Annotated in this window: 20 protein-coding genes; 5 read left to right on the top strand and 15 right to left on the bottom strand. The window is 51.0% G+C overall.

The genetic code is table 11. The features are described 5' to 3' along the window. Positions 1 to 190 precede the first annotated feature (190 nt). On the bottom strand, positions 191 to 2,389 hold the full coding sequence (gene katG / locus GZZ87_RS00175) for a catalase/peroxidase HPI (protein ID WP_162026020.1): 2,199 nt from the start codon (positions 2,387 to 2,389) through the stop codon (positions 191 to 193). Between the two features lie 166 nt (positions 2,390 to 2,555). Next, entirely contained in the window at positions 2,556 to 5,852 is a 3,297-nt protein-coding gene (locus GZZ87_RS00170; RefSeq protein WP_162026021.1) for a matrixin family metalloprotease, read from the bottom strand. Positions 5,853 to 6,138: 286 nt separating this feature from the next. On the opposite strand from GZZ87_RS00170, the gene GZZ87_RS00165 reads away from it, so the two are divergent. Then, complete coding sequence (locus tag GZZ87_RS00165; protein ID WP_162026022.1) at positions 6,139 to 6,843, top strand: ribonuclease HII; 705 nt, start codon at positions 6,139 to 6,141, stop codon at positions 6,841 to 6,843. A gap of 172 nt (positions 6,844 to 7,015) precedes the next feature. Then, positions 7,016 to 8,356, top strand: coding sequence for an MFS transporter (locus tag GZZ87_RS00160; protein WP_162026023.1), 1,341 nt, complete (start codon positions 7,016 to 7,018; stop codon positions 8,354 to 8,356). 62 nt (positions 8,357 to 8,418) lie between these two features. Here GZZ87_RS00160 and GZZ87_RS00155 read toward each other — a convergent pair whose 3' ends face one another. From GZZ87_RS00155 to GZZ87_RS00145, 3 genes are read right to left on the bottom strand one after another with little or no spacing between them, the layout of a single operon-like run. Beyond that, positions 8,419 to 8,991 carry an alpha/beta fold hydrolase gene (locus tag GZZ87_RS00155; RefSeq protein WP_162026024.1) on the bottom strand — a complete coding sequence of 191 codons (573 nt, stop codon included), beginning with the start codon at positions 8,989 to 8,991 and terminating at the stop codon, positions 8,419 to 8,421. Between the two features lie 8 nt (positions 8,992 to 8,999). Next, positions 9,000 to 10,838, bottom strand: a complete 1,839-nt coding sequence (locus GZZ87_RS00150) for a SulP family inorganic anion transporter (protein ID WP_244651532.1) — start codon at positions 10,836 to 10,838, stop codon at positions 9,000 to 9,002. Between the two features lie 32 nt (positions 10,839 to 10,870). Continuing rightward, on the bottom strand, positions 10,871 to 11,659 hold the full coding sequence (locus GZZ87_RS00145) for an inositol monophosphatase family protein (protein WP_162026025.1): 789 nt from the start codon (positions 11,657 to 11,659) through the stop codon (positions 10,871 to 10,873). Between the two features lie 541 nt (positions 11,660 to 12,200). On the opposite strand from GZZ87_RS00145, the gene GZZ87_RS00140 reads away from it, so the two are divergent. Further along, positions 12,201 to 12,842 carry a 3'-5' exonuclease gene (locus GZZ87_RS00140; RefSeq protein ID WP_162026026.1) on the top strand — a complete coding sequence of 214 codons (642 nt, stop codon included), beginning with the start codon at positions 12,201 to 12,203 and terminating at the stop codon, positions 12,840 to 12,842. Positions 12,843 to 12,892: 50 nt separating this feature from the next. Beyond that, the gene (fmt, locus tag GZZ87_RS00135; protein ID WP_162026027.1) at positions 12,893 to 13,885 is read left to right on the top strand and encodes a methionyl-tRNA formyltransferase; all 993 of its coding nucleotides are present in this window, start codon (positions 12,893 to 12,895) and stop codon (positions 13,883 to 13,885) included. 57 nt (positions 13,886 to 13,942) lie between these two features. Here the strand turns inward: fmt and GZZ87_RS00130 are convergent, their stop codons facing one another. The 5 genes from GZZ87_RS00130 to GZZ87_RS00110 all read right to left on the bottom strand — a co-directional run bounded on the left by GZZ87_RS00130 (position 13,943) and on the right by GZZ87_RS00110 (position 17,744). Further along, a complete protein-coding gene (locus tag GZZ87_RS00130; protein WP_162026028.1) occupies positions 13,943 to 14,353 on the bottom strand; it encodes an ACT domain-containing protein in 411 nt (136 codons plus the stop codon). A gap of 118 nt (positions 14,354 to 14,471) precedes the next feature. Continuing rightward, on the bottom strand, positions 14,472 to 14,879 hold the full coding sequence (locus tag GZZ87_RS00125) for a hypothetical protein (RefSeq protein ID WP_162026029.1): 408 nt from the start codon (positions 14,877 to 14,879) through the stop codon (positions 14,472 to 14,474). Positions 14,880 to 14,949: 70 nt separating this feature from the next. After that, a complete protein-coding gene (locus GZZ87_RS00120; protein ID WP_162026030.1) occupies positions 14,950 to 15,276 on the bottom strand; it encodes a hypothetical protein in 327 nt (108 codons plus the stop codon). A 1,209-nt stretch (positions 15,277 to 16,485) separates the two neighbouring features. Further along, positions 16,486 to 17,025: a hypothetical protein gene (locus GZZ87_RS00115; protein WP_162026031.1), complete on the bottom strand. Its 540-nt coding sequence runs from the start codon at positions 17,023 to 17,025 to the stop codon at positions 16,486 to 16,488. Positions 17,026 to 17,060: 35 nt separating this feature from the next. Next, positions 17,061 to 17,744: a hypothetical protein gene (locus tag GZZ87_RS00110; protein ID WP_162026032.1), complete on the bottom strand. Its 684-nt coding sequence runs from the start codon at positions 17,742 to 17,744 to the stop codon at positions 17,061 to 17,063. 515 nt (positions 17,745 to 18,259) lie between these two features. On the opposite strand from GZZ87_RS00110, the gene ltrA reads away from it, so the two are divergent. Further along, positions 18,260 to 19,639 carry a group II intron reverse transcriptase/maturase gene (gene ltrA, locus GZZ87_RS00105; protein WP_244648176.1) on the top strand — a complete coding sequence of 460 codons (1,380 nt, stop codon included), beginning with the start codon at positions 18,260 to 18,262 and terminating at the stop codon, positions 19,637 to 19,639. 88 nt (positions 19,640 to 19,727) lie between these two features. On the opposite strand, the gene GZZ87_RS00100 is transcribed toward ltrA, so the two are convergent. The 5 genes from GZZ87_RS00100 to GZZ87_RS00080 all read right to left on the bottom strand — a co-directional run bounded on the left by GZZ87_RS00100 (position 19,728) and on the right by GZZ87_RS00080 (position 22,190). Beyond that, complete coding sequence (locus GZZ87_RS00100; RefSeq protein ID WP_162026033.1) at positions 19,728 to 19,961, bottom strand: hypothetical protein; 234 nt, start codon at positions 19,959 to 19,961, stop codon at positions 19,728 to 19,730. A gap of 69 nt (positions 19,962 to 20,030) precedes the next feature. Continuing rightward, entirely contained in the window at positions 20,031 to 20,729 is a 699-nt protein-coding gene (locus GZZ87_RS00095) for a hypothetical protein (protein ID WP_162026034.1), read from the bottom strand. A gap of 25 nt (positions 20,730 to 20,754) precedes the next feature. Further along, positions 20,755 to 21,261 (bottom strand): hypothetical protein, encoded by a 507-nt coding sequence (locus GZZ87_RS00090; RefSeq protein ID WP_162026035.1) that lies wholly within the window; start codon positions 21,259 to 21,261, stop codon positions 20,755 to 20,757. A gap of 73 nt (positions 21,262 to 21,334) precedes the next feature. Next, on the bottom strand, positions 21,335 to 21,715 hold the full coding sequence (locus GZZ87_RS00085) for a hypothetical protein (RefSeq protein WP_162026036.1): 381 nt from the start codon (positions 21,713 to 21,715) through the stop codon (positions 21,335 to 21,337). 88 nt (positions 21,716 to 21,803) lie between these two features. After that, positions 21,804 to 22,190: a hypothetical protein gene (locus tag GZZ87_RS00080; RefSeq protein WP_162026037.1), complete on the bottom strand. Its 387-nt coding sequence runs from the start codon at positions 22,188 to 22,190 to the stop codon at positions 21,804 to 21,806. Positions 22,191 to 22,953 lie beyond the last annotated feature (763 nt).

Here is a 22,953-nt window from a genome sequence, read left to right as displayed (position 1 = left end):
GCCCCGTCTGGTTAGACGGGGCTTTTGTTGTTTGATGTTGGAGCCGTTGGTGTTGTCGCGGCCTTCGCGAAACATCTTCCCGTAGGGGGCGTGCTTGCGCGAACCGCGAAGGCAGCAGAACCTGCAAGACTTCGTGCGCTTACGGCCTTTGCGCGGTCTTCGCGAGCAAAGCCCCTACGAATGTGGCATCTTATGCCAGATCGAAGCGGTCTAGGTTCATGACCTTTGTCCAAGCTTCGACGAAGTCTTCGACGAAGGTCTGTTGGGCGTCGTCGCTGGCGTAGACTTCGGCGATGGCGCGGAGCTCTGAGTTGGAGCCGAAGACGAGATCTACGGAGGAGGCCATCCATTTGCTTTCGCTGCTGCCATGTTCGGTGCCTTCATAGAAATGCGGACAACGTGGAGAGACTTTCCATTGTGTATTCATGTCGAGTAGTTCGACAAAGAAGTCGTTGGTCAAGGTCTCTGGGCGCTTGGTGAAAACACCGAGCGGCGACTGAGCGGTGTTGGCGTTCAGCGCGCGCATGCCACCAACGAGGACAGTCATCTCTGGCGCTGTGAGGGACAGCAGTTGCGCCTTGTCGATGAGTAAGGCTTCGGCGGGTGTCTTTAGCTCGTGATCTTGATAGTTGCGAAATCCGTCTGCTTTTGGCTCCAGTGGTGCAAAGGCCTCGACATCGGTGTCCTCTTGCGGGGCATCCATACGGCCCGGGGTGAAGGACACGGCGACTGCATGGCCAGCATCTTTTGCGGCTTGCTCGACTGCAGCGCAACCACCGAGCACGATAAGATCCGCGAGGGAGACTTGTTTGTCGTCGGTCTGCTTGTTGTTGAACTCGGCTTGAATGCCTTCGAGGAGTTGCAGCACCTTGGCGAGTTCTTCGGGATTATTGGCTGCCCAATCCTTTTGCGGAGCGAGGCGAATGCGTGCGCCATTGGCACCGCCGCGTTTATCGGAATTGCGGAAGGTGGAAGCAGAGGCCCATGCGGTGTTGACGAGTTGTGCGATCGAGAGTTCGGAGCCGAGGAGGGCGCTTTTGAGCTCTGCGATGTCTTGCGCGTCGATGAGCGGATGATTCACCGCGGGGATCGGGTCTTGCCAGATCTCAGTAGTCTCGGGCACGAGTGGTCCGACATAGCGTGAGATCGGCCCCATGTCGCGGTGCGTGAGTTTGAACCAAGCCTTGGCAAAGGCTTCTGCAAACTCGTTGGGATTCTCATGGAAGCGTTTAGCGATAGGTGCGTAGATCGGATCCATCTTCAGTGCTAGGTCTGAGGTGAACATGATCGGTGCGTGGCGCTTTTCGGGATCGTGTGCGTCGGGGACGGTCTTTGCGGCCGCCCCATCTGCGGGGATCCATTGTGTGGCACCCGCAGGGCTTTTCGTCTGCACCCAATCGAATGCATAGAGTGTATCGAGGTAGCTGTTGTCCCATTTAGTCGGCGTCCAGTTCCATGCGCCTTCGAGGCCGCTGCTGATGGTGTCACCTGCATTGCCGCTGCCATAGCTGCTCGTCCAGCCTAGGCCTTGCTCTTGGAGGCTGGCGCCTTCTGGTTCGGGCCCTACATGTTCGTCGGGATTGGCTGCGCCGTGCGCTTTGCCAAAGGTATGGCCGCCGGCGATCAGTGCGACGGTTTCTTCATCATTCATGGCCATGCGACCGAAGGTGTCGCGAATGTCGCGTGCAGAGGCGAGCGGGTCGGGCTCGCCATTCGGGCCTTCGGGGTTGACGTAAATGAGGCCCATTTGCACGGCAGCCAATGGTTCTTCGAGGTCGCGGTCGCCACTGTAGCGCTCGTCGGCAAGCCATTCGCCTTCAGCGCCCCAGTAGATATCTTCGCCCGGCTCCCAGACGTCGGCGCGTCCTCCGGAGAAGCCGCAGGTTTTGAAGCCCATGCTTTCAAGTGCGCAATTACCAGCGAGCACCATGAGATCGGCCCAGGAGAGCTTGCGGCCGTATTTTTGTTTGATGGGCCAGAGTAGGCGGCGGGCTTTGTCGAGATTGACGTTGTCTGGCCAGCTGTTGAGCGGTGCGAAGCGTTGTGAACCTGTGCTAGCGCCTCCGCGGCCATCGGAGATACGGTAGGTGCCGGCGCTGTGCCATGCCATGCGAATGAAAAACGGGCCGTAATGTCCGTAGTCCGCAGGCCACCAGTCTTGAGAATCCGTCATGAGGGCGTTGAGGTCGGCGATGAGCGCGTCTAGGTCGAGGGTCTTGAATGCCTCGATGTAGTCAAAGTCTTCGCCCATGGGATCCGACAAATTGGAGTGCTGGCGCAGCATTCTCAGGTTGAGCTGATTCGGCCACCATTGCTGGTTAGATGAGGTGGCAGTGGCATTGTTGGCGTGCGATCCGCCCATAACCGGGCATTTACTGATGTCTGACATATATTTGTTCCTTTTATGCGGTGAATAACTAGTAGAGTGGGGTAGCTATCCTAACCAAATTTTTGTGATAAACAAATATATCGGTGAATTCTCGATTTTCCGAGAGTCACAGCATTGGCGACTGTCATGAACTGACGACAGCAGAGGTGTTTCTTTGAGGCCGGCTCTATGGCGCCGTTCGTTCGATTCGAATACGTATGAACCTCGGCTGGTCATCGATGTCGACCGACGCGGTCTTTGTTTGTAAGCCATTTGTTGTGCTGCCTGCTGTAATGGTGACTCCTACGATGGTCCATGACTCTGGGGTAAGTGTTGTTGACGTTTCGACGATATACCCGACGTCGCTGAGCTCGGTGTCTTCGTAGTAGGTCAGGTCGAGCGTGGCGCCTTCCGATCCTTGCACGACTAGGCTGAACGGAAGTGTGTCTGAATTGGTGGGATCGAGGCGGAACGCATACTCGACTAAGTTCTGAATGCCATCGAAGTCGAAGTCTGCAGCATCGGCGATATTTGTGGTGGCAGCTCCAAAGTTGTCACTGCGGAACTCGTCGAATGGGAGGTCTTTGATTGTGATGCTCGCTGTTGCGGTATCGATGCCGTAGTTGACCGAGGGCGACAGTGTTAGTGTCAGTGTTTCATCGCCTTCAATCTCACTATCCGTGATCGCTGTGACAGGGATGGAGACGCTGTCTTGACCGGAATCGATGGTTGCAGTGCCTGCGAGTGCGACAAAGTCACTGGTAGAGGTGGCATCTCCCGAGAGTGTATACGCGACAGTCAGGTTGCTGCTGACATCCATATCGGCTGTCACGACAAAATCGGCAGTCGTTGAGGGCGTGAGCTCTTCTACGGTTGGGCTCGGTGCTGTGACGCTAATCGTGGGGATGATCGTCTCGCAGCATACAGGGCCGCGAAGGGTGATGTTGTCGATGAACCAGCCTGAATGACTTCCCGTGTTGGAATATAGGCTTCCCATGAACCAACGCACGCGTGTTGACTGACCGACGGACAGCGGTGGGAATTTCGCTATGGTTGTTACGGTGCTTCCTAAATCGCCGGTCCATGCGTCGCGGTTTGCTCCGACGGGATTCACATAGGGAACATCGTTGATGGTTACAGTTGTATAGGTCACTCCATCATAGCCATTCTGTTCGAATGTGCCGCCGGCGGTGATCCAATCGACCCATGGGCCATTATTAATTGAGATTTCGAACACTCCAGCGTTAATATTATTATTCAGATTGTATCTGTGGTCGAATTCGATAGTGGTGGACTCGGCTACTTCGTTCAAAGTCGGAGAAATTAAGACCGCTGAGTTTTCAGAGAAATTGGCGTTTTGAGTTGCGACGGCGTTTGGCGAAGAGCCGATATTTGAAGCGACTGTTTGCCAGTCTGCCGCGCTATTATCTGAGGATTGTGTATAGCCCGTGGGCACTTGACCGACGGTAGTGCTGTCGAAGTTTTCGATGGAGACGACTCCGATGGTTCCTAAAGTTAATTCAGGATTGAGCTCTACGAATCCTGTAGAAGTGTCCGCTCTGAATTGGATGGTTTCAGTCGCTTGGCACTCTCCAGAGAGAATGAATGTATAGCTTAGGCTTGTGGAACTGCCTGCTGTGAGCGAGGCGATGTTTTGAGTGGCACTTCCAATGATGCTTAGGTTCGCAGTTCCCGAAAGGGTGACATCGATATTTGAGGCTGCCTCAGTTCCGATATTAGAGATGTCGATGGATGCTGTGATGGTTTCGCCAGGGTCGGCTACACCGTTGTTCGGCTCACAGCTTTCTTGTGTGATGGTAAAGTTGCTCAACTGCACGGCGCTGGGGTCGACTAATTCCAAGTCGAGCGCATAGAGCTGCGCATTATTGGCGTCCCCACTGTTTTCGCCACCGCCGGTGACTTCGACATAGTAGTCTTGCCCAGTTTGTAACAGCTGGATGTTGCTGAGTGTCTCAATTTGCCCGATCGCTGACGTGTCTGAGCTGCCCATGACAGTCGTGCCATCGGTATCAATGACTCGAATACTTAGATTCTGACGATCCGTTGGGTCGAACAAAGTGCCTGCAGAGCAGTTGCTTCCGTTTTGGGCGCCCTCCGTATAAGCGGCTTGAGCGGTTGGGGTGACTGTGATGTTGAGTTGGCGCGCCGAGCTAATTTGAAAGCGATAGATGTCAATATCGTTGCTATTTCCAATAGTTACGTTCTGAGCGGTGCCCGTTGCGTTGAGCGCTCCAAGGTCGTGTGCGGTGGCGATGGTATTGTTGTTTTTATTCGCGCCGTTGCGTTCGAAACCGTCTCCATAAAGTGCTTGTGAGGTGAGGCTGTCATCAAATTGCACGCCAGAGAAATTCGTAGTCACCGATGGCTCCATTAATTTCGTTTGATTTGTCGGACAAACATGGCCGAGCCCCAGCCCATGACCATGCTCGTGGGCTATTGTATTCAGGAATCGGGCTTTAGTCGTTGAATTGTTTGTAAAGTTGGATGTGTCCGCAGTATCGATGACCATGTCGCCAGAATTCGGGTAATAGTTGAAGGCGAGTGTGTTGCTGTTGCCATCGATCGAAACGCCTGCGATGCGGACGTCGCCGCGTATGCCGATGCTGCCTGATGCACCTGAAGAGGACCCTAGGATCGGGAATGTGTCACCATCATCGGCTGGTTCATAGATATATCTATTACCTGTCTCAGCCGCCCATGAGGCAAAGGCATCTTCGAAGAGTGGGAACCAGGCGGCGGTCGTGTAGTCATTCGCAGTCGTTGGAGCGCCGTATGTGGTATTGAGTTGTGCGATGAGGTCGCTGGCTAAGGTTTGGCCGTTGTTGTTATTGATCATGGTGCCATCTGGGACGAAGCTCCATGTCAGTGTGATTGGAGTGCCTTCGTTGCCTGTGCTTCCGTCGGTGGCAGTCGATGTCCAGCGAACATCTGCTTGAAAGATGGCCTGAGGAATGAGGGGATCGCTCTCGCCATCGCTGATCGCCAGTGCGCGAACGCCTTCGAATGCAGCTTGAACATGTGGTGATGTGCTCGGCGCCCAGCATAGGTTGGTGATCTGTTGCGGAGCCGCTGATTGAAGCGCGTGTGCGTATTTCAACAGGTTGTCTGCGTCAGCTTCCGAGAGACTCGCGTAGGTTTCGAACTCGACCGATCTTACAATATGCCTGATGGCCGCAATCTGATCAGGATGAGCAATTTCGATAGCCTCGACTATAGATGTTGGCCATGTATGTGTGTGGGGCTCTACTCGCTCTGTGGGCTGTTCCACTGTTGTCTCTGTCTTAGGACTCGCTGCGTTTTTTGGGGTGGCCACGTGTTCTTGAGCGATCTCCGCAGGTTGTAGAGAGTGTTCAGTGCCGCTAATCCCTTCAGTCGGTTGAGCAATTTCGTTTTTTAGCAGTGCAGTTATAAGTAGGGCAGATGCGATGCCGCCTATGGCGATAGCGAGCTTTGAGAGTTTCATGGGCAAGTCATGTGAAAGCGCCTAAGGGGCTTGAGGCATGGTGTGTCGCAGAACATAGAGTAATGCAAGGGAAGGGCAAATTTTGATCGGAATTTCACTTTCTTTGATGTTTTATTTACGGTTCCGTATTTATTAATACGGAGTGTTTTCGACGTGATGATGGGCTGCGACCTTGGAATTAATTGTATGATTTGATCTCTTAGCGAATGTGTGTCATCAGAATTTGAAAAGGACAGTGCTGGCACTGTGAGTGTTCCTTTAGGACTAGTATCATCGGCTTTTGAAAATGAACAAACTACAACAACATGATTTAGCGCAGCTTCAGTCCGTGGATTGGTTGATCGGGATCGATGAGGCAGGGCGTGGGTGCTTGGCTGGGCCAGTGACGGCGGGCGCCTGTGTGTTGGCGCGGGCGTTTTTTGAGTCGGCGCAAGCTGTGGAGCTGAGCACCGCGATTAATGACTCGAAGCAGTTGAGTGCGTCGGCGCGGGCTGATCAGCTTACGGTGATTGAGCAGTTGCGCGATCGGGGCTTATTGGATTTTGAAGTGGCCTCGGGCTCGGTCGAAGAGATCGCAGAGTTGAATATTTTAGGTGCCACCCGTTTAGCAATGCGGCGTGCTGTGGACGGCCTGGCTGCACGTGCGAAGGGCTGGGAGTTGCCGTTGTTGGCCGCAGATGGACCCTTGTTTGAGTCTGCTGGAGGTGTGCGCATTATCGTGGATGGGCGCCCGTTGAAGCCATTTCCCTATACGCATACGGGTATCGTGAAGGGCGATGGGAAATCGTTGGCGATTGCGATGGCGAGTATCGCGGCGAAGGTCACGCGTGATCGTGAGATGTTGGCGTTGGCTAAGCAGTATCCGGAATATGGCTTTGCGCAGCACAAGGGCTATGGCACGGCGGCGCATCGGGCGGCCTTGCATGCGCATGGAGCGACGCCGATTCATCGCGAGCTGTTTTTGCGTAAGGTGCTGGGAACTGGGTCGTGATATAGGCTTTGCAGCGCCATCTCCAGCTGAGGTCCGTTCATGCTGTTGCTTGGAATCGGGGCAGACAGGAATGTCTGTGTCACTTTCTATCGTATAAACTATGGCTCTCGGCTTGCGATGTATGGTTCTGCTGGCCAAGTTGTGTGAATACTCATGAGATCGAATGACTGTAATGGCTGAGCCTAATCTAGAGAAGACCGCCCAGCGCAATGTGCGTGCGTTTACAGTGTTTCGCATGTTTTTCTCGGCGCGGTTTTACTACCCCGTCTATGCATTGCTGTTTTTGGACTATGGTCTGACGCTCGAGCAGTTTGGTATTTTAAATGGGATATGGGCGGCGACGATCGTTCTGCTTGAGGTGCCTTCGGGAGCGTTGGCCGATACGCTGGGACGGCGTAAGTTGTTGATCTTAGCGGGGGTGTTGATGGTGCTTGAAATGGCGGTGCTACTGGTCGCACCGATTGGTGGTGGGCCTTTGTTGTTTAGTCTGTTTGTTGTGAATCGTGTCTTGAGTGGCGCGGCGGAGGCGGCTGCCAGTGGTGCGGATGAGGCCTTGGCGTATGACTCGCTGAAGGCTGCGGGGCAGAAGGACCGTTGGGGGCGTGTTTTGGAGCGCGTGCAGCGCGATACCTCGCTGGCATTCTTTTTTGCAATGATGATCGGTGCGGCGGTTTACGATGCCGACATGGTCAATGCGGTGCTGCAGTTTTGTGGTTCGTCACATTTGGTGGAGCAAGGGCAGTTGGTGAAGGTGCCTATCTTTTTGTCCTTTCTTTCGGCGTTAATTGTATTGGCAATGGCACTACGTATGCAGGAGCAAGCGCTTGCAGATCAGGTCAGTGTGCGTGCAACGTTGGCGAAGTCTTGGCGGCAATCGATCGCTGCGTCGCGATGGGTTTGGCTAACGGCCTTCCCCTTTGGTGTGTTCTTGGCGGCGATGGTTTTGGACAGTGTCGTGCGGCAGTTTTTGACGCTGGCCAGTGAATATTGGAATGTGATCGATCTTCCGATTGCGAGTTATGGACTGATTGGCTCAGGAATGGCGCTGATGGGAGCCTTTGTGCCGCGGCTTGCGCGATTATTAGCCGATAAGTATTCGCCCTTGCAGAACTTTTTGACGGTATGTGTGGGGGTGTTGCTCGGTTTGGTCGGGCTGTCGATGGCGATTCCTTATTGGGGGATTTTACCGACGATCCTACTGTATGCGGGCATTCAGATGACTGGGTATTTCGTGAGCCGCTATTTAAATGATGTGGCGCCTTCTGAGCAGCGCGCGACGGTATTGAGCTTTCGCGGGCTATCGACGAATTTTATCTATGGTGCAGTGTCGTTGATGTATGCTGGGCTAATTACATCGATCCGGTCTGGGTATGAGCAAGCAGGGGAGTCCGGTGGACTTGCGTTTGAGCATACAGTGTTTGTTGAATCGTTGGGATGGTTCCCGTGGTATTTTCTGGTAACTGTGTGCGTCGTTTTTATGCTCTATCGTCTGCGGTTTGGTAAGCCTCGGTAAGTCACGGTCAAGCAGAGCAACATGGATGTGGGAGTGTGGCAGGATTATCTGTCTTTGGTATTCTACCCCAAAGTGTCTGCGATGTGTTGATGCACTCTTGGGCTGATGAGCATGCGGTGATGGAATATCTCTGGGACGATATGGTTGTCGTCGGCCAGTTCCCAGTGTGAACTGCGAGCGGGGATGATTAATAAATCAAAAGGCGTGCGATAGCTATGGATCGTGATGCCCTTTAAAGTCACGGTGTCGTTATTGAGCTGTTGCAGTAGCTTGCTCCGAAAGCGCATATCACGGCTCGCTTTACCTGGCCATAAATATGCAGTTAATGTGCCACGTAGAGGGCCGGAGATACTAAAGAAGTGGCTCACTCGTGAGGCGCCACCGAGGCATTGTAAATAGTAGCGTGAGATGACGGTGCCCATACTGAATCCAATTAAGGCAAATGGAGTGTCGGTGCCTATCTTTTGGTTAATATACGTCTGCAGCTTTTCGGCTAAGTCGGCGAGGCCATGCCGGCCGTTGGCGGGTTCGAGGTCGGGGTAGTAGCAGTTGTGGCCTTGCTCGCTTAGATACTGGGCCATCCGTCGATAGACGGTGCCTTTATCCCAGATACCATGAACCATAATGATAGTCATCTGAAGTGTTAGGTGCGTTCGCCTTTTTTCTGTTTGTCCTTCACTGGATCGACGTAGATCGAGACGTTGGCCACGGTGTCGCCCATGTGTTCTTTGGCGCGTTTGAGTGCTTTGGCAGTCGAAAGTGTGGGGTTGCTCGGTTCGTCGGTGAAGATATTGCGCTCTTCAATGATTTTGTAGAGCCCCGAATTTTTGAGGACTTTGATCATGTCCGCTTTCACTTCGCTGAGGATCAGATAGCGGCCTTTTTCCTCCATGTAGAGGATCAGTTCCTCGAGTGCCATGACTGCGGTGGCATCCATGTTATGCGCATTACGCATTTTAAGGACGACGATTTTTAGGTTCGGGTCTTCGCAGATACGGCGCATTTGATCGCGAAATAGATCGGCTGCGCCGAAGAAGAGTTCGCCTTCGACGTGCACGATCGACACTTCGGGCGTGCCACGTTGCTCCGGGGTTTCAACTGCGGCGAGGTGGCCTTCGTCATTAAATGCATATTCGACCATCTCTGGGCGAGCGACTTTCTTGAGGAAGAGAATAATGGAAATGCCGACGCCAATATAGATCGCCATATCGAGTGGCATGAGTAGGCCACTGACAAAGGTGGTGCCGAAGACCATGGCGTCTGATTTTGTGGAGCGGGTGACGATGCGGATGGCGTGCTTGTTGAGTAGCGAGATACCAATTGCGATGACAAGCACGGCGAGGGCACTTTGGGGGATGAAGCGTGTGTAGGGCCCTAGCACGAAGGCACCAATACAGACAATCACGCCGCTGATAAAGCTGGCCGATACGGTGCGTCCTCCGCTGCTTTCGCTCAGGGAAGAGCGGGTCAATGAGCCAGAGGCAGGCATGCCCGAAAAGAACGCGCAACCGATGTTTGCCATGCCAATTGAGAACATCGCTTGATTGGCATCGAGGCGTGAGCCTGTTTTGGCCGCGAGTGATTTGCCAATAGAAATACCTTCTAAGATGCACAGCAAGGCGATCGCAAGTGCGGGGCTGGCGAGTAGCTGGATGTTACTGAGTGAGAAATTTGGCGCTTGAAAGGACCAGTCTGATGCGTTGATCCCTGATAGGAAAGATACCCCCGCGCTGCGACCAACAATCCATTCGGCAGCAACTGAGAGTGTAATCAGGCAGATTGCGACGTTTGGTAGCTTTTTGTAGTAGCGGTTGAAGAGAATGTAGAGTGCCGCAGTGGCGAGACTGATGCCTACGGTCGCCCAATGTATCGTCTCGATATTTGAGGCGATGAGTGTGAGGGAGTCGTAGAATGTCGCTCCTTTTCGCGGGAGTTCCAAGCCTAAGGCCTTGGGCACCTGATTCGCAATAATCAGGAGTGCGGCTGCTGAGATGTAGCCGGTGATGACTGAGCGGGAAATGTATTGGACAAAGTTGGCGACTTTGAAATAGGCACCAATTACGATGAACAAGCCGACCATGAGGATCAGCAATGGCACGAGACCGAGCATTTCTTGCCCGACAATGCCTAGGCTGGCAAAGGCGCTGAGCAACATGACCGAGGTCGCGTTGGTCGGCCCTAGGGTAATGAAGTGAGTCTTTGCAAATATCGGCGCGACCATCGCCGCGATGGCCGAGCCGTAGATGCCGTATTGGATCGGTAAGCCAGCTATCAGCGCGTAGGCCATCCCTTGCGGGAAGGCCAACAGCGCGACGTTGACGCCTGCTCGGGTGTCGCCGAGCAAGCAATCTTTGAAATTCTGCTTATATTCACCGAGCGATTTACGGATCGGGAAGAAGTCTAGAACGTTATAATCCTTTGCTGCACTTGCAGCTTGTTTTGCGTGTTGAAAAATCGAAGGCACTTTTATGAGGTTTAACACCTATTATGTGTAAGATCTTATCAAATGCAATCTTACTGTCCGTCCGGATACAATGTCGCCATGACTTCGTCATGTAGTGGCGCTTTTGCTGCGATGATGCAGCGCTCGTCGAAGGCGTCGCCACCTTTCCAGCCAGTCACTTTGAAGCCCGCGCCTTGTAGGCAAGGGATAATCGCAGCGCAGTCCCAAATCTCCATCATCGGATCACACATGATGTCGGTGAATCCAGAGCAGAGTAGGATGTAGCCACCTGCGTCGCCCCATGAGCGGTAGAGTGCTGTCTTCGGAGGTAGTGCTGTCCAGTCGGCGTTGTTCTGCCAAAGCGTGGTGCGGATTGGATCTGTGGTGCAAAGGGTTGCTTCTGCAAGTGGGCAGGCCTCGCGTCCAGAGACAGGCTTGCCGTTGAGTGTCGTGGTCTCGCAGTCGCCGATCACGAGTTGCTTGAGCACTGGCTGGTTGATTGCGCCGATGACTGGGCGCCCCTTATAGAGCAGGGCGATCAACGTCGCGAAAAGCGGCACCCCTGAGATGAACGATTTGGTGCCATCGACTGGATCGAGCACCCAAACGAAGTCCGCGTCGTCACGCTCGCTGCCGTATTCTTCTCCAATGATACCGTGCTCCGGATAGCGCTCAGCGAGGATTTCGCGGATACGCTTCTCGGCATTTTGGTCTGCCAATGTGACCGGTGTCTTGTCGGACTTGCGCTCGATTTCAACATCCGGCCCGTAGTGAGGGAGGATTTCTTTGGAGGCCTCTTCGCAAAGATAGGCAATAAATTCAATGAATTCGTCTTTTTGAGCGCGTGTAAGTTCTGACATATCTGCTGTGTGTGCGTGTTTAAAATCGAGCAATTTGGTCAGTGATTCCCGCGCTGGCAACCGTAGAGTCAGGCGATTTTTTGATAGGAGAAGCCGTGATACAGACATTCCTGTCTGTTAGGTCGTCGGAGGTAACAGGCAGGAATGCCTGAAGTTTATACACATCTCTAGCCTCTAATACCAACCTGCGACTAAAACTGGTAAAAAGGTTTAACCGCAGAGATCGCTGAGTGCGCCGAGGAGATGGGGAGGGCTGCGTGAAATGCTCTGCGTCACCCCCTCCGCGTCCTCTGCGAACTCTAGTGACCGTAGGGAACGGGCGGTTTAACCAGCAGTCGGAATGGTTCAGACGCAGGTAGAGCGACTGAAGAGCAGATGTGTATAAAGAACAGGCAGGAATGCCTGTGCCACACTTGAAGAATTCCCTGCATTCGATGTTCGACGTTCGACGTGGTCCGGTCTTTCACTTTGTGAAATCCGGTCTTGTCGTGCTATCGCACTCGGAACAACGTTCTCCCCCGTGATAGCGACCCCCATACATGTGATTGATTTCGAAGGCAGCCGCCAAAGCGGTATTGTTGAGTATGGCGTGGTGACTCTACTCGGAGCAAAGATCGTGGCGGCTCACACACGCTTGTGTGCGCCGATCGGCACGATTAGTGACCGTGATCGCCAGCAACATGGGATCTCTGAGGAGGTTGCCAGCGCGGAAGCACTGTTCGATGCCGAATGGTCGTTCTTTGCGGAACTCCGAGAAACGGGGCCACTCTGCGCCCATAACGCTGCGGTGGAAGATGGGTTACTGCGCACGGTTTGGCCATATCCTCGTAATTCGCCGAACTTCGCCGAAGAGGGGCAAAGCACCGCGACTTGGGGGCCGTGGCTCGATACCTTGTATTTGTATCGCGGAATCTACCCGCAGCTGGAGAGTCATAAGCTCGGCGATTTGATTGAGCTGTTCGATTTGCAGGCTGATTTGGATGCGCAGGCAAAACTGTATTGCCCCGAGAAACGACAACGCTACCACTGCGCACTTTACGATACGCTGGCCTCTGCCTTACTGCTGCGCCGACTCTACGAAGAGCCGGAGCTACAAGCGATGAGCCTGCGTTGGTTGTTTTTACAAAGTTCCTCGACGGACGCGGCGCGCGACTCGATGGGACAACAAGACCTGTTTAATTAAGAATTAAGAATTAAGAATTAAGAATTAGGAATTAGGAATTAGGAATTAGTATGAGTGAGTTGCCCAATATTGTTTTCTTTGGATCCGATGCGATCTGTTTGCCAGTGCTCAACTACTTGAAGCATGACGCTGCAGGTGCGTGTGTGCTGCGCGCGGTCGTCTCGCAGCCAGATCGTCGGCAGGGGCGTGGTAAAAAGCTGCAGCCCAATCCTGTGGCAGCCTGGGCGACGGAAAATGGCGTCGAGCTACTGCAGCCGGAAAAACCGACACGCGAATTGGCCGATTGGATGCAGGCAGAGCAGACGGCGGTCTCGCTGGTCATGGCGTATGGGCATTTCTTGCAGAAATCGCTCCGCGAGGCAGCGCCTCAAGGGATGTGGAATTTTCACGGCTCACTGCTGCCGAAATACCGAGGGGCGTCGCCAGTCGAGACTGCGCTGGCCAGCGGCGATGCCGAGACCGGCGTCGGGTTGATGCAAGTCGTCAAAGAGATGGATGCCGGAGCGGTTGCGGACTTTGAAACAGTTTGCATTGGCGATCAGGATACTGGGCCAGAGCTACGAGTTAAAGTTGGCGAGGCCGTGGTGCCGCTGCTGCGCCGCAATCTCTCGGCGATGCTTGCTGGCGAGTTGCAGGTGACTGAGCAGGATTTGAGTCAGGTCACGTATTGTCGTAAAATGACAAAGGAAGACGGCGCGGTCGATTTTTCGCTGTCAGCATCTGAGATTTATGACCGCTTGCGGGCGTTTACCCCGTGGCCCGGTGGGTATTTCGATCATGGCGAGTCGCGCATCAAGGTCGGCGCTGCCAGTGTCGAGCTCGATGGATTAGCGTCTGCTGGGCCTGGCACTGTGCTCAGCACTGAGCCGGCCGTTCGCGTGGCGACCGGCGAGGGCGTGATCTGCTTTCATGAGCTGCAACGCCCCGGGGCGCGGATGTTGCCAGTCGCAGAGTTTCTTCGTGGTTATCCGATGGCGCAAGGCGACCAACTGATTGGTCGCACCGCGGAAGCATTGGTGCGAAGCGAGCCGATGCAAAGCTGAGACTAGGAATGCTGCTTGTCCGTATTTCCTAAGTCGTCTTGTTCGGCGTTTCGGTGGTCATTCGTCTCGTGGGCGAGAAAGCTCGTTGATCGCCACCACTGCTTGCTCTGCCAAGGTATTCGGGACAAAAATATGATCGTGGAAATATCCGGCAATCACATTCGCACTCACCCCATACTCAGAAAGCTTACTTGAAATGGCTGCCGTTAAACCAACCGCCTCTAGGCTTGAATGAACATTTAGCGTGATGGCCCTGAAGGCTGACTCATACTCGAACCCGTGTTCTTCAGCCTTTTGCCTAGGGATGACGAGCGTGAGTCCTTCGCATTCCATTACAGATGCGATGGGCTCCAAGTCTGCATGATCGCCATAATGGGAGCCTCTAAAGGATAAGAAGACAAACTCCCCGGCTAACAAGGCCGGAGATAAATTTGATAGAAGTTTACTTAGATTACTTTCGCCTGACATGGTGATGATTCTTTCTTGAGCTAACGCGGCGTGAAGCGAGCCGATGTCACATGGAGTATGGATAATGGCACGTTAGCTGAACGTGTCGCCATCGATTGGTTGTGCTCGGTTTTTTATACTACCGAATTGCTGTATTATATCTTTTATTATTATGTATGAATTGTAGCGTATATACAGAGTCATCGAATATAGTTACCACTCCCACATGAGTGTGCTTATGCATAAGCTCAATTCTGGTAATCTTGTCGCTTCTATATAGATTAGACGACATCATCATATTTCTGTCATCTACTTTCATTTTTTGTAAATTAGATAGGATGAATTTACGTAAGGAATCTCGGATGTGTTCATTGCCTGCATCATCAAATTCTATATGGTCAAAAACTAGAAAGTCATCGAGTTGCTTCTCGAAGAATTCCGTCATTTCTTTGGTGTCATGCAATTGAACTAAAGGGAGATCTGGTGCTGCTGAGAAAGATTTCGATACAATCAAAAGAACGGTGAGTAGCATTACTGTCTGTTTCATTTTATTTTTTGCACATCGTGAGGCTAGGCGCCGCGTTGTTGGCTCAATCGTCCAGTTGGTTTTTAGAGTTTTACGGGCGGGTTATCGGGTTGTCTGCGTCGACTGGTTTACGCCTCGCTTTCATCTTTCGACTTAGAGGGAATCCGATCTTCGAAACTTTTAAGTTCACATTATCAGCTGCAATCGAAACAACGATCGGAAAAATGAGTATGCCGATCCACGTAAATACGCCAAGAATAGGGTTCAGTAGGGATTCATTACCAATCATGCCAACGACCATTACTGCTGTGATCGTTCCCAATCCATAGATTAGGCGGACTATGATTACTAGAACTAGGATTCTCCAGCAGAGACTAAAGCCGTTGACCCATTCTTTCTTAAATTCAATTGATTTCATTTTCTGTGAACGGTGAGGACTGGCACCCCAGCCTGTGAGTTTAGGATTAGTGAGGGTTGTCGATTGTCCGGCGGCGTAAATGGGGTTGACCAGCTCCGTCTGGATCTGAACTGGTGCATCTGTCTAACGTGTCCAAATCGACGGTGATGCTCAAGGTTCATTTCATTCTCCCCTGATTTATTTGGCCACAAAGAGGCGCAAAAATTCACAAAAACCTGATCTAATACTCTGATTCCCTTTTCCTTTTTTTGTGCCTTCTCGTGCATTTTTGTGGCTCAAACCTGCCTAGAGTGGGACTTCAATTTTCTTCTCAGATCGTGGAGGCCACTCGATAGATGAGCGGTAGCGAAATCTATTGAGTGCGCCGTCTGGATATACCAGTGGGCAGTGCAATGGGGTTTGGCGCTTCGGAGTGGTTGAGGTTCATTTCAGTGGGACTTTTTAGATTCGTTCAGAGTGGTTAGAATGTGGATTCATTCAATTCAATTATTCCCAGAGGCCAGCGGAGCTGGATCCGCTTAACTGCGCTTAATTTACGCTTAAAAATGAGATAGTTCACGTCGTGCTGGTTAAGCGTTCATTAAGCGTAATTAAGCGGTCAAAATCTGGGTTCTTTTTTCTGTATATCGTTGAGAGGACTCATGAGTGAGCGGAAGCGAAACTCATTGAATCACTCGACTGGTTGGACCTCGTTCGGTTCGACCCACTTCCAGAGGGTTGGATCTTCACAAATGGCTCCACACCGTGAACATGTCATCTCATTCGTTGTCGGCAAGACTGCATCGCATTCAATGCAGATCATATTCTTGTTTATTTTGAGTATGCTAACATCACCTGACCAGTCTGACCCGAGAGACAACCTTCTTGCTTGTCCAGTGTAGGCGCTAAATGCACCAACCACTGAATCATTCACCCTTTCGTTTAAGAATTTCCTTCCGAACCAGCGGCCAAGGAACATGACTCCAATGAAGATTAGAATCATCACAATGTAGAGAGCTAAGAGTGCATGGTCGTAACCGTTTCGAAACGTCATCCACGCGAACATGCTACCCCAAAGAATGAACACGAAGATGTAAATGGAGAGGTTCGATTTTCTTTCCTTCGCTTCAACTGCTTCAATCTCTGAAGCGCTCTTTCGAATCCATGGCATTTATTTTATTTGTCCAACGTCGAGCGTGATCGTGAGTGAGCCTAAGCGAACCTCATTGATCACCGCGATTGGTTCTGCCCCTTCAGTTTAAACTGTCTCATTATCTCGTCGAAGAATACTGGTTTGATGTCACGATACCCTAAGTAATGAAAAACGACTGCACCATCTGCCCATTCGAATGAGATTCCTCGAAGGTAGCTGTCCTTACCTTTCGGGTCTTCAATTGATAGGCTGTAATATAGCACCCCATCTTTTATCTCTTCTTTTCTTTCGCCTGCTGTTTCACCAAGTTCTGCCGCTTTTGATTCCGAAGCGCCAAGAAACGAATTCATCAATATCTGCGGCCCACGTTTTCTCACATCAAGGCTCACAGGCTCTAAGTAGCATACTATAAGATTATCATAGGTTTCCGCATGTTTCAAAACTACGGTATGCATAGTGCCTATTCCCTGAATCTCATTTCCATACGCTCCATCTGCTTCCCAAGCTTCGGGAAGTGAGCATGTAACATACTCCTTGATGTTAAAGGTATTCTGTTCCCCGCTTACTGGACAGAGTAGGATCAGTTGGAGAGCAAGCAATAGGTAGCGGGCATTCATTTTATTTTCGCAGAACGTCGAGCAGTGACGCGCCGTTAGGCGTTGTCACCTGCGGCTGGTTGGGCTTTTATTTTGATTGGTGGCAGCTGAAATAGCTTTCTGGCTTTATTTAGTCTGCCGTCTCTTAACTGCTCCATGTAGCTTTCAATATTCTTTCGACTGAAAACATTGGATTGGATGTCTGATCTGTGACTCTTGATCCTGTGCTTACCAGAGAAGTCTACATACTCGAGTATGAACTCGAGCTCAGTCACTTTGGACTCGTCAATATCTGCCGTGATCCCTGCTGGAAGTAGATACCCTCTTCTGGTGTAAGGCTCAATCGTTACAATATCACTGCCAGATGGTATCTTGCCGCTGAATAGTGGTTTAAATTCTACCACAGTCTCTTGGACTCCTTCTTGTAACTCTTTTTTCTTAAATTTCTTCTTATCATACCAGTAGGTCGAAACCTCCTCAGTGGGATTAAATCTGAATTTCACTTTACCGGCTACGAGGTAGACTTCTCTTACGGTGAATGAGACTTCTGTATCATTTCCTACGGAAGTGTTGATTCCGTGGATGCCGCTCCCCATGCCGATCCTCTTCATGCCCTTATCGATTTTGCGACCGAGCATGTAGTTTCTGCATACTTTCCAGCCTAGGGCGAGTAACCCAAGAACAAAGGCACCTGATATACCTGTAACTGTGCCTTCGATTATCGGTGTGATTTCTATCATTTCTTCTGCCCAACGTGAAGAGTGCTCATGAAGTGAGGCACGAACGGAATTGAGCAGCTCGACTGGAGTGTGCCGAGCATGCGCTCGATGTAAATGTGGTTAAAGTCCGCTATAGTAAGAACCAAATCATAAAATGAAAGAACTATTACCAGAGGCCAAGTGCGCAGTCGTGAGGCTGGGTGTGAAGGAAGGCTATGGGAAACCTGTGAGCTGATGAACAAGAACCGTATAGAAGGCCGACGTGGACTGGGGAGCTGGCTCCACACAGCGAATCCGATTGGTTCATCCACGGAGGTAAATACGGCAGTTGCGCAGGGGAGCATCGAGGGCTTACCTCGGGAGGCCTCAGTGTCATGCGTTGTCTGGCTTAAATCTGCCAACAAGGACAGCGCGGTGTGGTCAGTAATGCCCGCATTGAACCCTGAGGAGTCAGCAGAGAGCATAGTAGTGGTGTTGGAACCCGTGAGTAGGTTGTGTCTGGGCGATGCAATCGAAGGCTGCGGTCAGCTGATATCATGAAGGCTCGAACTGGAGAAGCGCAGCTTGACCTTCGGTGGTCGAAGCATGAGGGCGAAGCCGATTGGTGGACTCGTGCGGGCAACACATCGCATGGGAAGCATGAAGCTGCGGAGGAAGACCTACTGGAAGCGATCCTCGACCGCGCCAACTTGAAAGAGGCATGGCGTCGTGTGCGCGTGAACAATGGCTCGGCAGGAATGGACGGCATGTCCATCGAAGCCTTTCCTGCGTTCTCTCAAGCACATTGGTCTCGGATCGCGGATCAGTTAAGAAAGGGGACCTATCGACCAGCCGCGGTGCGCCGCGTCTGGATACCGAAGGGCAACGGGGAGCAACGCCCATTGGGCATCCCCACGGTATTGGATCGTGTGATCCAGCAAGCCATCGCTCAAATCATTGCGCCTTTGTTTGAGGTGCAGTTCAGTGAGCATAGCTACGGTTTCCGCCCAGGACGCCGAGCACATGATGCGGTGAAGTCGATCCAGCAGGCTGCGCAAAAGAAGCGCAGCTATGCAGTCGATTGCGATCTCAAGTCGTTCTTCGACAAGGTTGATCACCGCGAACTGATGCAGCGCTTAAAGCGTCGTATTACAGACGGTCGGGTGTTACGCCTGATCGCTCGTTACTTGAAGGCAGGCACCGCCTTGCCCGATGGGACGCGAGAACCCACCCCAGCAGGGGTGCCACAAGGTGGGCCGCTGAGTCCGCTGCTGGCAAATATCATGCTTGATGATCTCGATCATGAGTTAGAGAGACGTGGACATCGTTTCGCTCGTTATGCCGATGACTTCATAATCGTCGTTAAAAGCAAACGCGCGGCGGAGCGAGTCATGCGCAGTATCAGTGGCTACATCGAAACGAAGCTGAAGCTGATCGTAAACACCGCGAAAACCAAAGTGGCGGAGCTCAGTCAATGCAGCTTCCTCGGCTTTGTGATTACGGCCAAACGTATCCGTTGTTTGGATGCCAAGATCTTGGCGTTTAAGCAAACCATCCGTCATATCACAGGTCGCAGTTGGAGCATCGCCATGAGCGAGCGTCTCGAACGGCTGCGGCTCTACGTGAACGGCTGGCTTGGCTACTACGCCATGGGAATCCCGTATGCACAAGTCCGAGAGCTGGACGGCTGGCTGCGCCGCCGTGTGCGGCTCTGCTATTGGAAACAATGGCGACTGCCGCGCACACGTTTTCGTAATCTGCTTAAACTCGGAATCAATCGAAAGACCATCAAGCAGGCCAGTCGCTGCCGCAAAGGCTATTGGCGTTGTAGCAATCTGCGCGTCGTGTGTATCGCTATGGATAACACATGGCTTGCCAAACAAAGATGTCCCTCAATCAAAGACAAGTGGATCAACCTTAGCTATCCTAACGGATAGCTCGCCGGAACCGCCGTGCTACGGTCCCGTATGGCCGGTGGTGTGGGGGCGGGGAGCGTTAATGCTTCCCGCTACCCGATTCTACGCTTCATTTGGGTGAGTTGTTGTGGTTGGTCTGCATGTATTCTTGGCTCTTTTGCTCTAGGCTTCTTTCATCCTCTGGAGCTTCAGTTTCTAGCTCTTGAATTTCTGGGTCTACTCGAATCAGTTGAATCTCCGCTTCTGCCGTATACACCGTTTCTTTGTGAATCATCAGGCGCGCCGAAAGGATGACAATGATGACTAGTCCTATGGCGATTAGAGTCTTGTGAATCTTAGTCATTCTTTCTGTAGATCGTAGAGTGCGAGTATAGATGAGCGGTAGCGAAATCTATTGTCTCGACACGACTGGTTATGATTTTGTTATGTGCGATTGCCACTGTCGAGCAATTGCTTCTACCCAGTCGATGAAGGTCGGAGTGTCGTTAATCGTGTAAAAAGTGTATTCTGGGCATCCTCCTAGTGGTGTAACATGATCATAGCAGTGGTCTTGTGCGAATAGAAGAATGTCACCTGAGTCTCTGTGGCATAGTGTGACGTTTCCATTCGCTTCTCGTGCTACAGTATAAAATTCGGACAAAACAACAGGAAGAGGGATTTCATCATTCTCGAATGCCCATAGAGAGTCTTCAATAAATGAGGCATCGTCGGATGCCTCCTCAGCAGTCAAAACTCCTTCATGATTTAATAGCCATGAATCTTGCGGCTCGTTAAAGCGCTCGATTGTTCCTCCAAAAATGGAAAGCAGCAATGAGTGGTATTTATGTAATCCTTCGTTTGTATTCTTTTCGGCTTGGGGGCAAAGCCAGCCCATGCGGAGTCCATCATTTGAGTTCCACGCAAAAAGATCAAACTTAGCTGAATCAATAGTGATTTCGGTTCTCCTCGAGAGACTTAGTAGGTTACTTAATGTGGGAAATGTCTTCTTGAATTCTGTCGATGGGGGTAGGTGCTTAGTGGGATTATTAATCGTTACGACTTGATCTGATTGCAAAAACCATGGCACGTCCTCGATGAATGCATCCCAGTCATTTTTTGTATTTTCTTTCATAACGTGGAGCTCTGGCGATGGCGCGTTAGCGACATTGCCCAGTAGCGTCTGGTTCTGATTTATTTTTTATTCGATTGTAGGATCGGAGTAGCCATATTCCGATGCCTCTGCCGGAGAAAGCATATGTTAAATGGAATACTACTGAAATGAGGATAATCAATGATCCATCATTGCTCATCATTCTGTCCAATAGGCTTTGCGGTAAAAATGACGAATGGAAGTCTTGCCACAGTTTTGCTCCGTAAACCCACATTCCCAAGAGGGTAAATCCAATGGTTCCAAAGGCAAAACGAGGGAATCTATTCACTTTTTCATCTTTTCCATTTGAGCCCAATATGAGTGCCAAGGCAGCAGCAAGGATGGAGATAAATATCAGTATTCCTTCAAATGTCGCTGGCCACATGGACGGATCTCCTAGTGGGTCGAAAAACTGATACTCGATCTGATTGTAGACTTTCGGTCCGATTATTGCCAGTAGTCCAAGTGTGGAAATCGCTACGACTGCATACCAAGCGTATTTGATAATTTTCATTTTTCTTTCTCAGAATCGTAGAGCTGACTCGATGGCGCGTTAGCGACATTGAGTCTAGTGACTGGTTCTAGTTTTATTTGTAATTTGGCGAGTCGCGAATGACGACGGGCATGTTGTAATTATCGCCGATGGGCTTTTTGCTTGTGATTTTCTGGATTCTAGGAGGATCATATTTAAATGGAAGGATTTCCTTAGAACTTACGCCTTGATAGGTGCTAAAGTCCTTTCCTACGACAATTCCTTTTGATTCAATTATCCCCTCGTGCCTGTAGAGGAAGTAGTAGCCAAAATGCTTGTTGTTGATTTGGAGTGCTTCGACTGAAGCTATTCTGTCTCCTTTGCTTAGCAATTCGTAGGCTTTAAGAGTCGCTGCGTTGCGACTCTTCGCGTCTTCATCGGCATAGCAAATAGTAGAAACGACTAATAAGATAGTGAGGGGGAGTATTCGTTTCATTTTTCCTAGAACGTAGAGTGTGAGTGTAGATGAGCGCCAGCGAAATCTATTGTCTCACCACGACTGGATCACATCCGGCCACACGTGTCTAGGCGTTCGCTGCTGCCTGTTGAGGTGATTCAGTCCTGTCCATCGTGAATTCATTCCTTTTCGATAGAAGGTAGATCGCGGTGATGATGCCAATCGGCGTAAAAAACAATGACATCTTAAAAGCTAGGTAGACCGAAAACAGAGCCATGAATCGAAAAAACCAAACCGCTCTATATTTCAGAAATACGAGTGAGCTAAATAACATTATGGCTCCCGAGAGGGACATCGCCATCGTGACGATTCCGAACTTAAGGAAGGTGCCAAATCCATTCTCTCCTGTCGTAGATATTAATACCATTCCAACGAGAAAGTTGAGGATTGGTGCGATTTGCATGTAAGCTCCAATGATCGCCAATGTCCTTCCTTTTTTATATTCAGTTTTCATTTTTTCTGTGATCGTGGAGGCCACTCGATAGATGAGCGGAAGCGAAATCTATTGAGTGCGCCGTCTGGATATACCAGTGGGCGTTGCAATCGGGTTCGGCGCTTCGGAGTGGTTGAGGTTCATTTCAGTGGGACTTTTTAGATTCGTTCAGGGTGGTTAGAATGTGGTTTCATTCAACTCAAATATTCACAGAGGCCAGCGGAGCTGGAGACCGCTTATTTCCGCTTATGAACGCTTATTCTTAAGATTTAAATTCTGTCGCACGCCGTGCTGGATAAGTGTAAATTAGCGTCAATAAGCGGTTAAAAAATCTGGGTTCCTTCCTTCTGTATATCGTAGAAGACTATCGACGTAGTGAGTGAGGGACGAGCGAACGGAGTTGATAGCTCTGACTGGATCTCAATTCGAGACAGTGGGCAGGTCGTAGAGGTGGTATGGCATCATGTGAGTCTTTCATTTTCTTCGTTCCTTATGTTCCTTTAGGTATTTCCTTCTTTTTCGACCTCCTTTTCCAATATGATCATACAAATTGAAATTGTAGTCCTCTGATGCTTCATGGATGAATGGAATTAGTGTTACCGATGAGAATACGATAAAAAAGATCCATAGGTTTTCGAAGAATACCAATGATAGAAAAAGGGCGACTATCCAGACTAGGATGAGTTTACCCATTTACTTTAATTCCATTCATTTTTTCTGAGATCGTAGAGGCTACTCAAGACTGAAGCGCGGAGCGCGAAAGGAATTGAGTATGCCGACTGGT

This window comes from Lentimonas sp. CC4 (genome assembly GCF_902728235.1).
Taxonomy (GTDB): Bacteria; Verrucomicrobiota; Verrucomicrobiia; order Opitutales; family Coraliomargaritaceae; genus Lentimonas.
The sequence above is the reverse complement of the archived record's forward strand: the minus strand, read 5'-3'. Positions and strand labels throughout refer to the sequence as shown.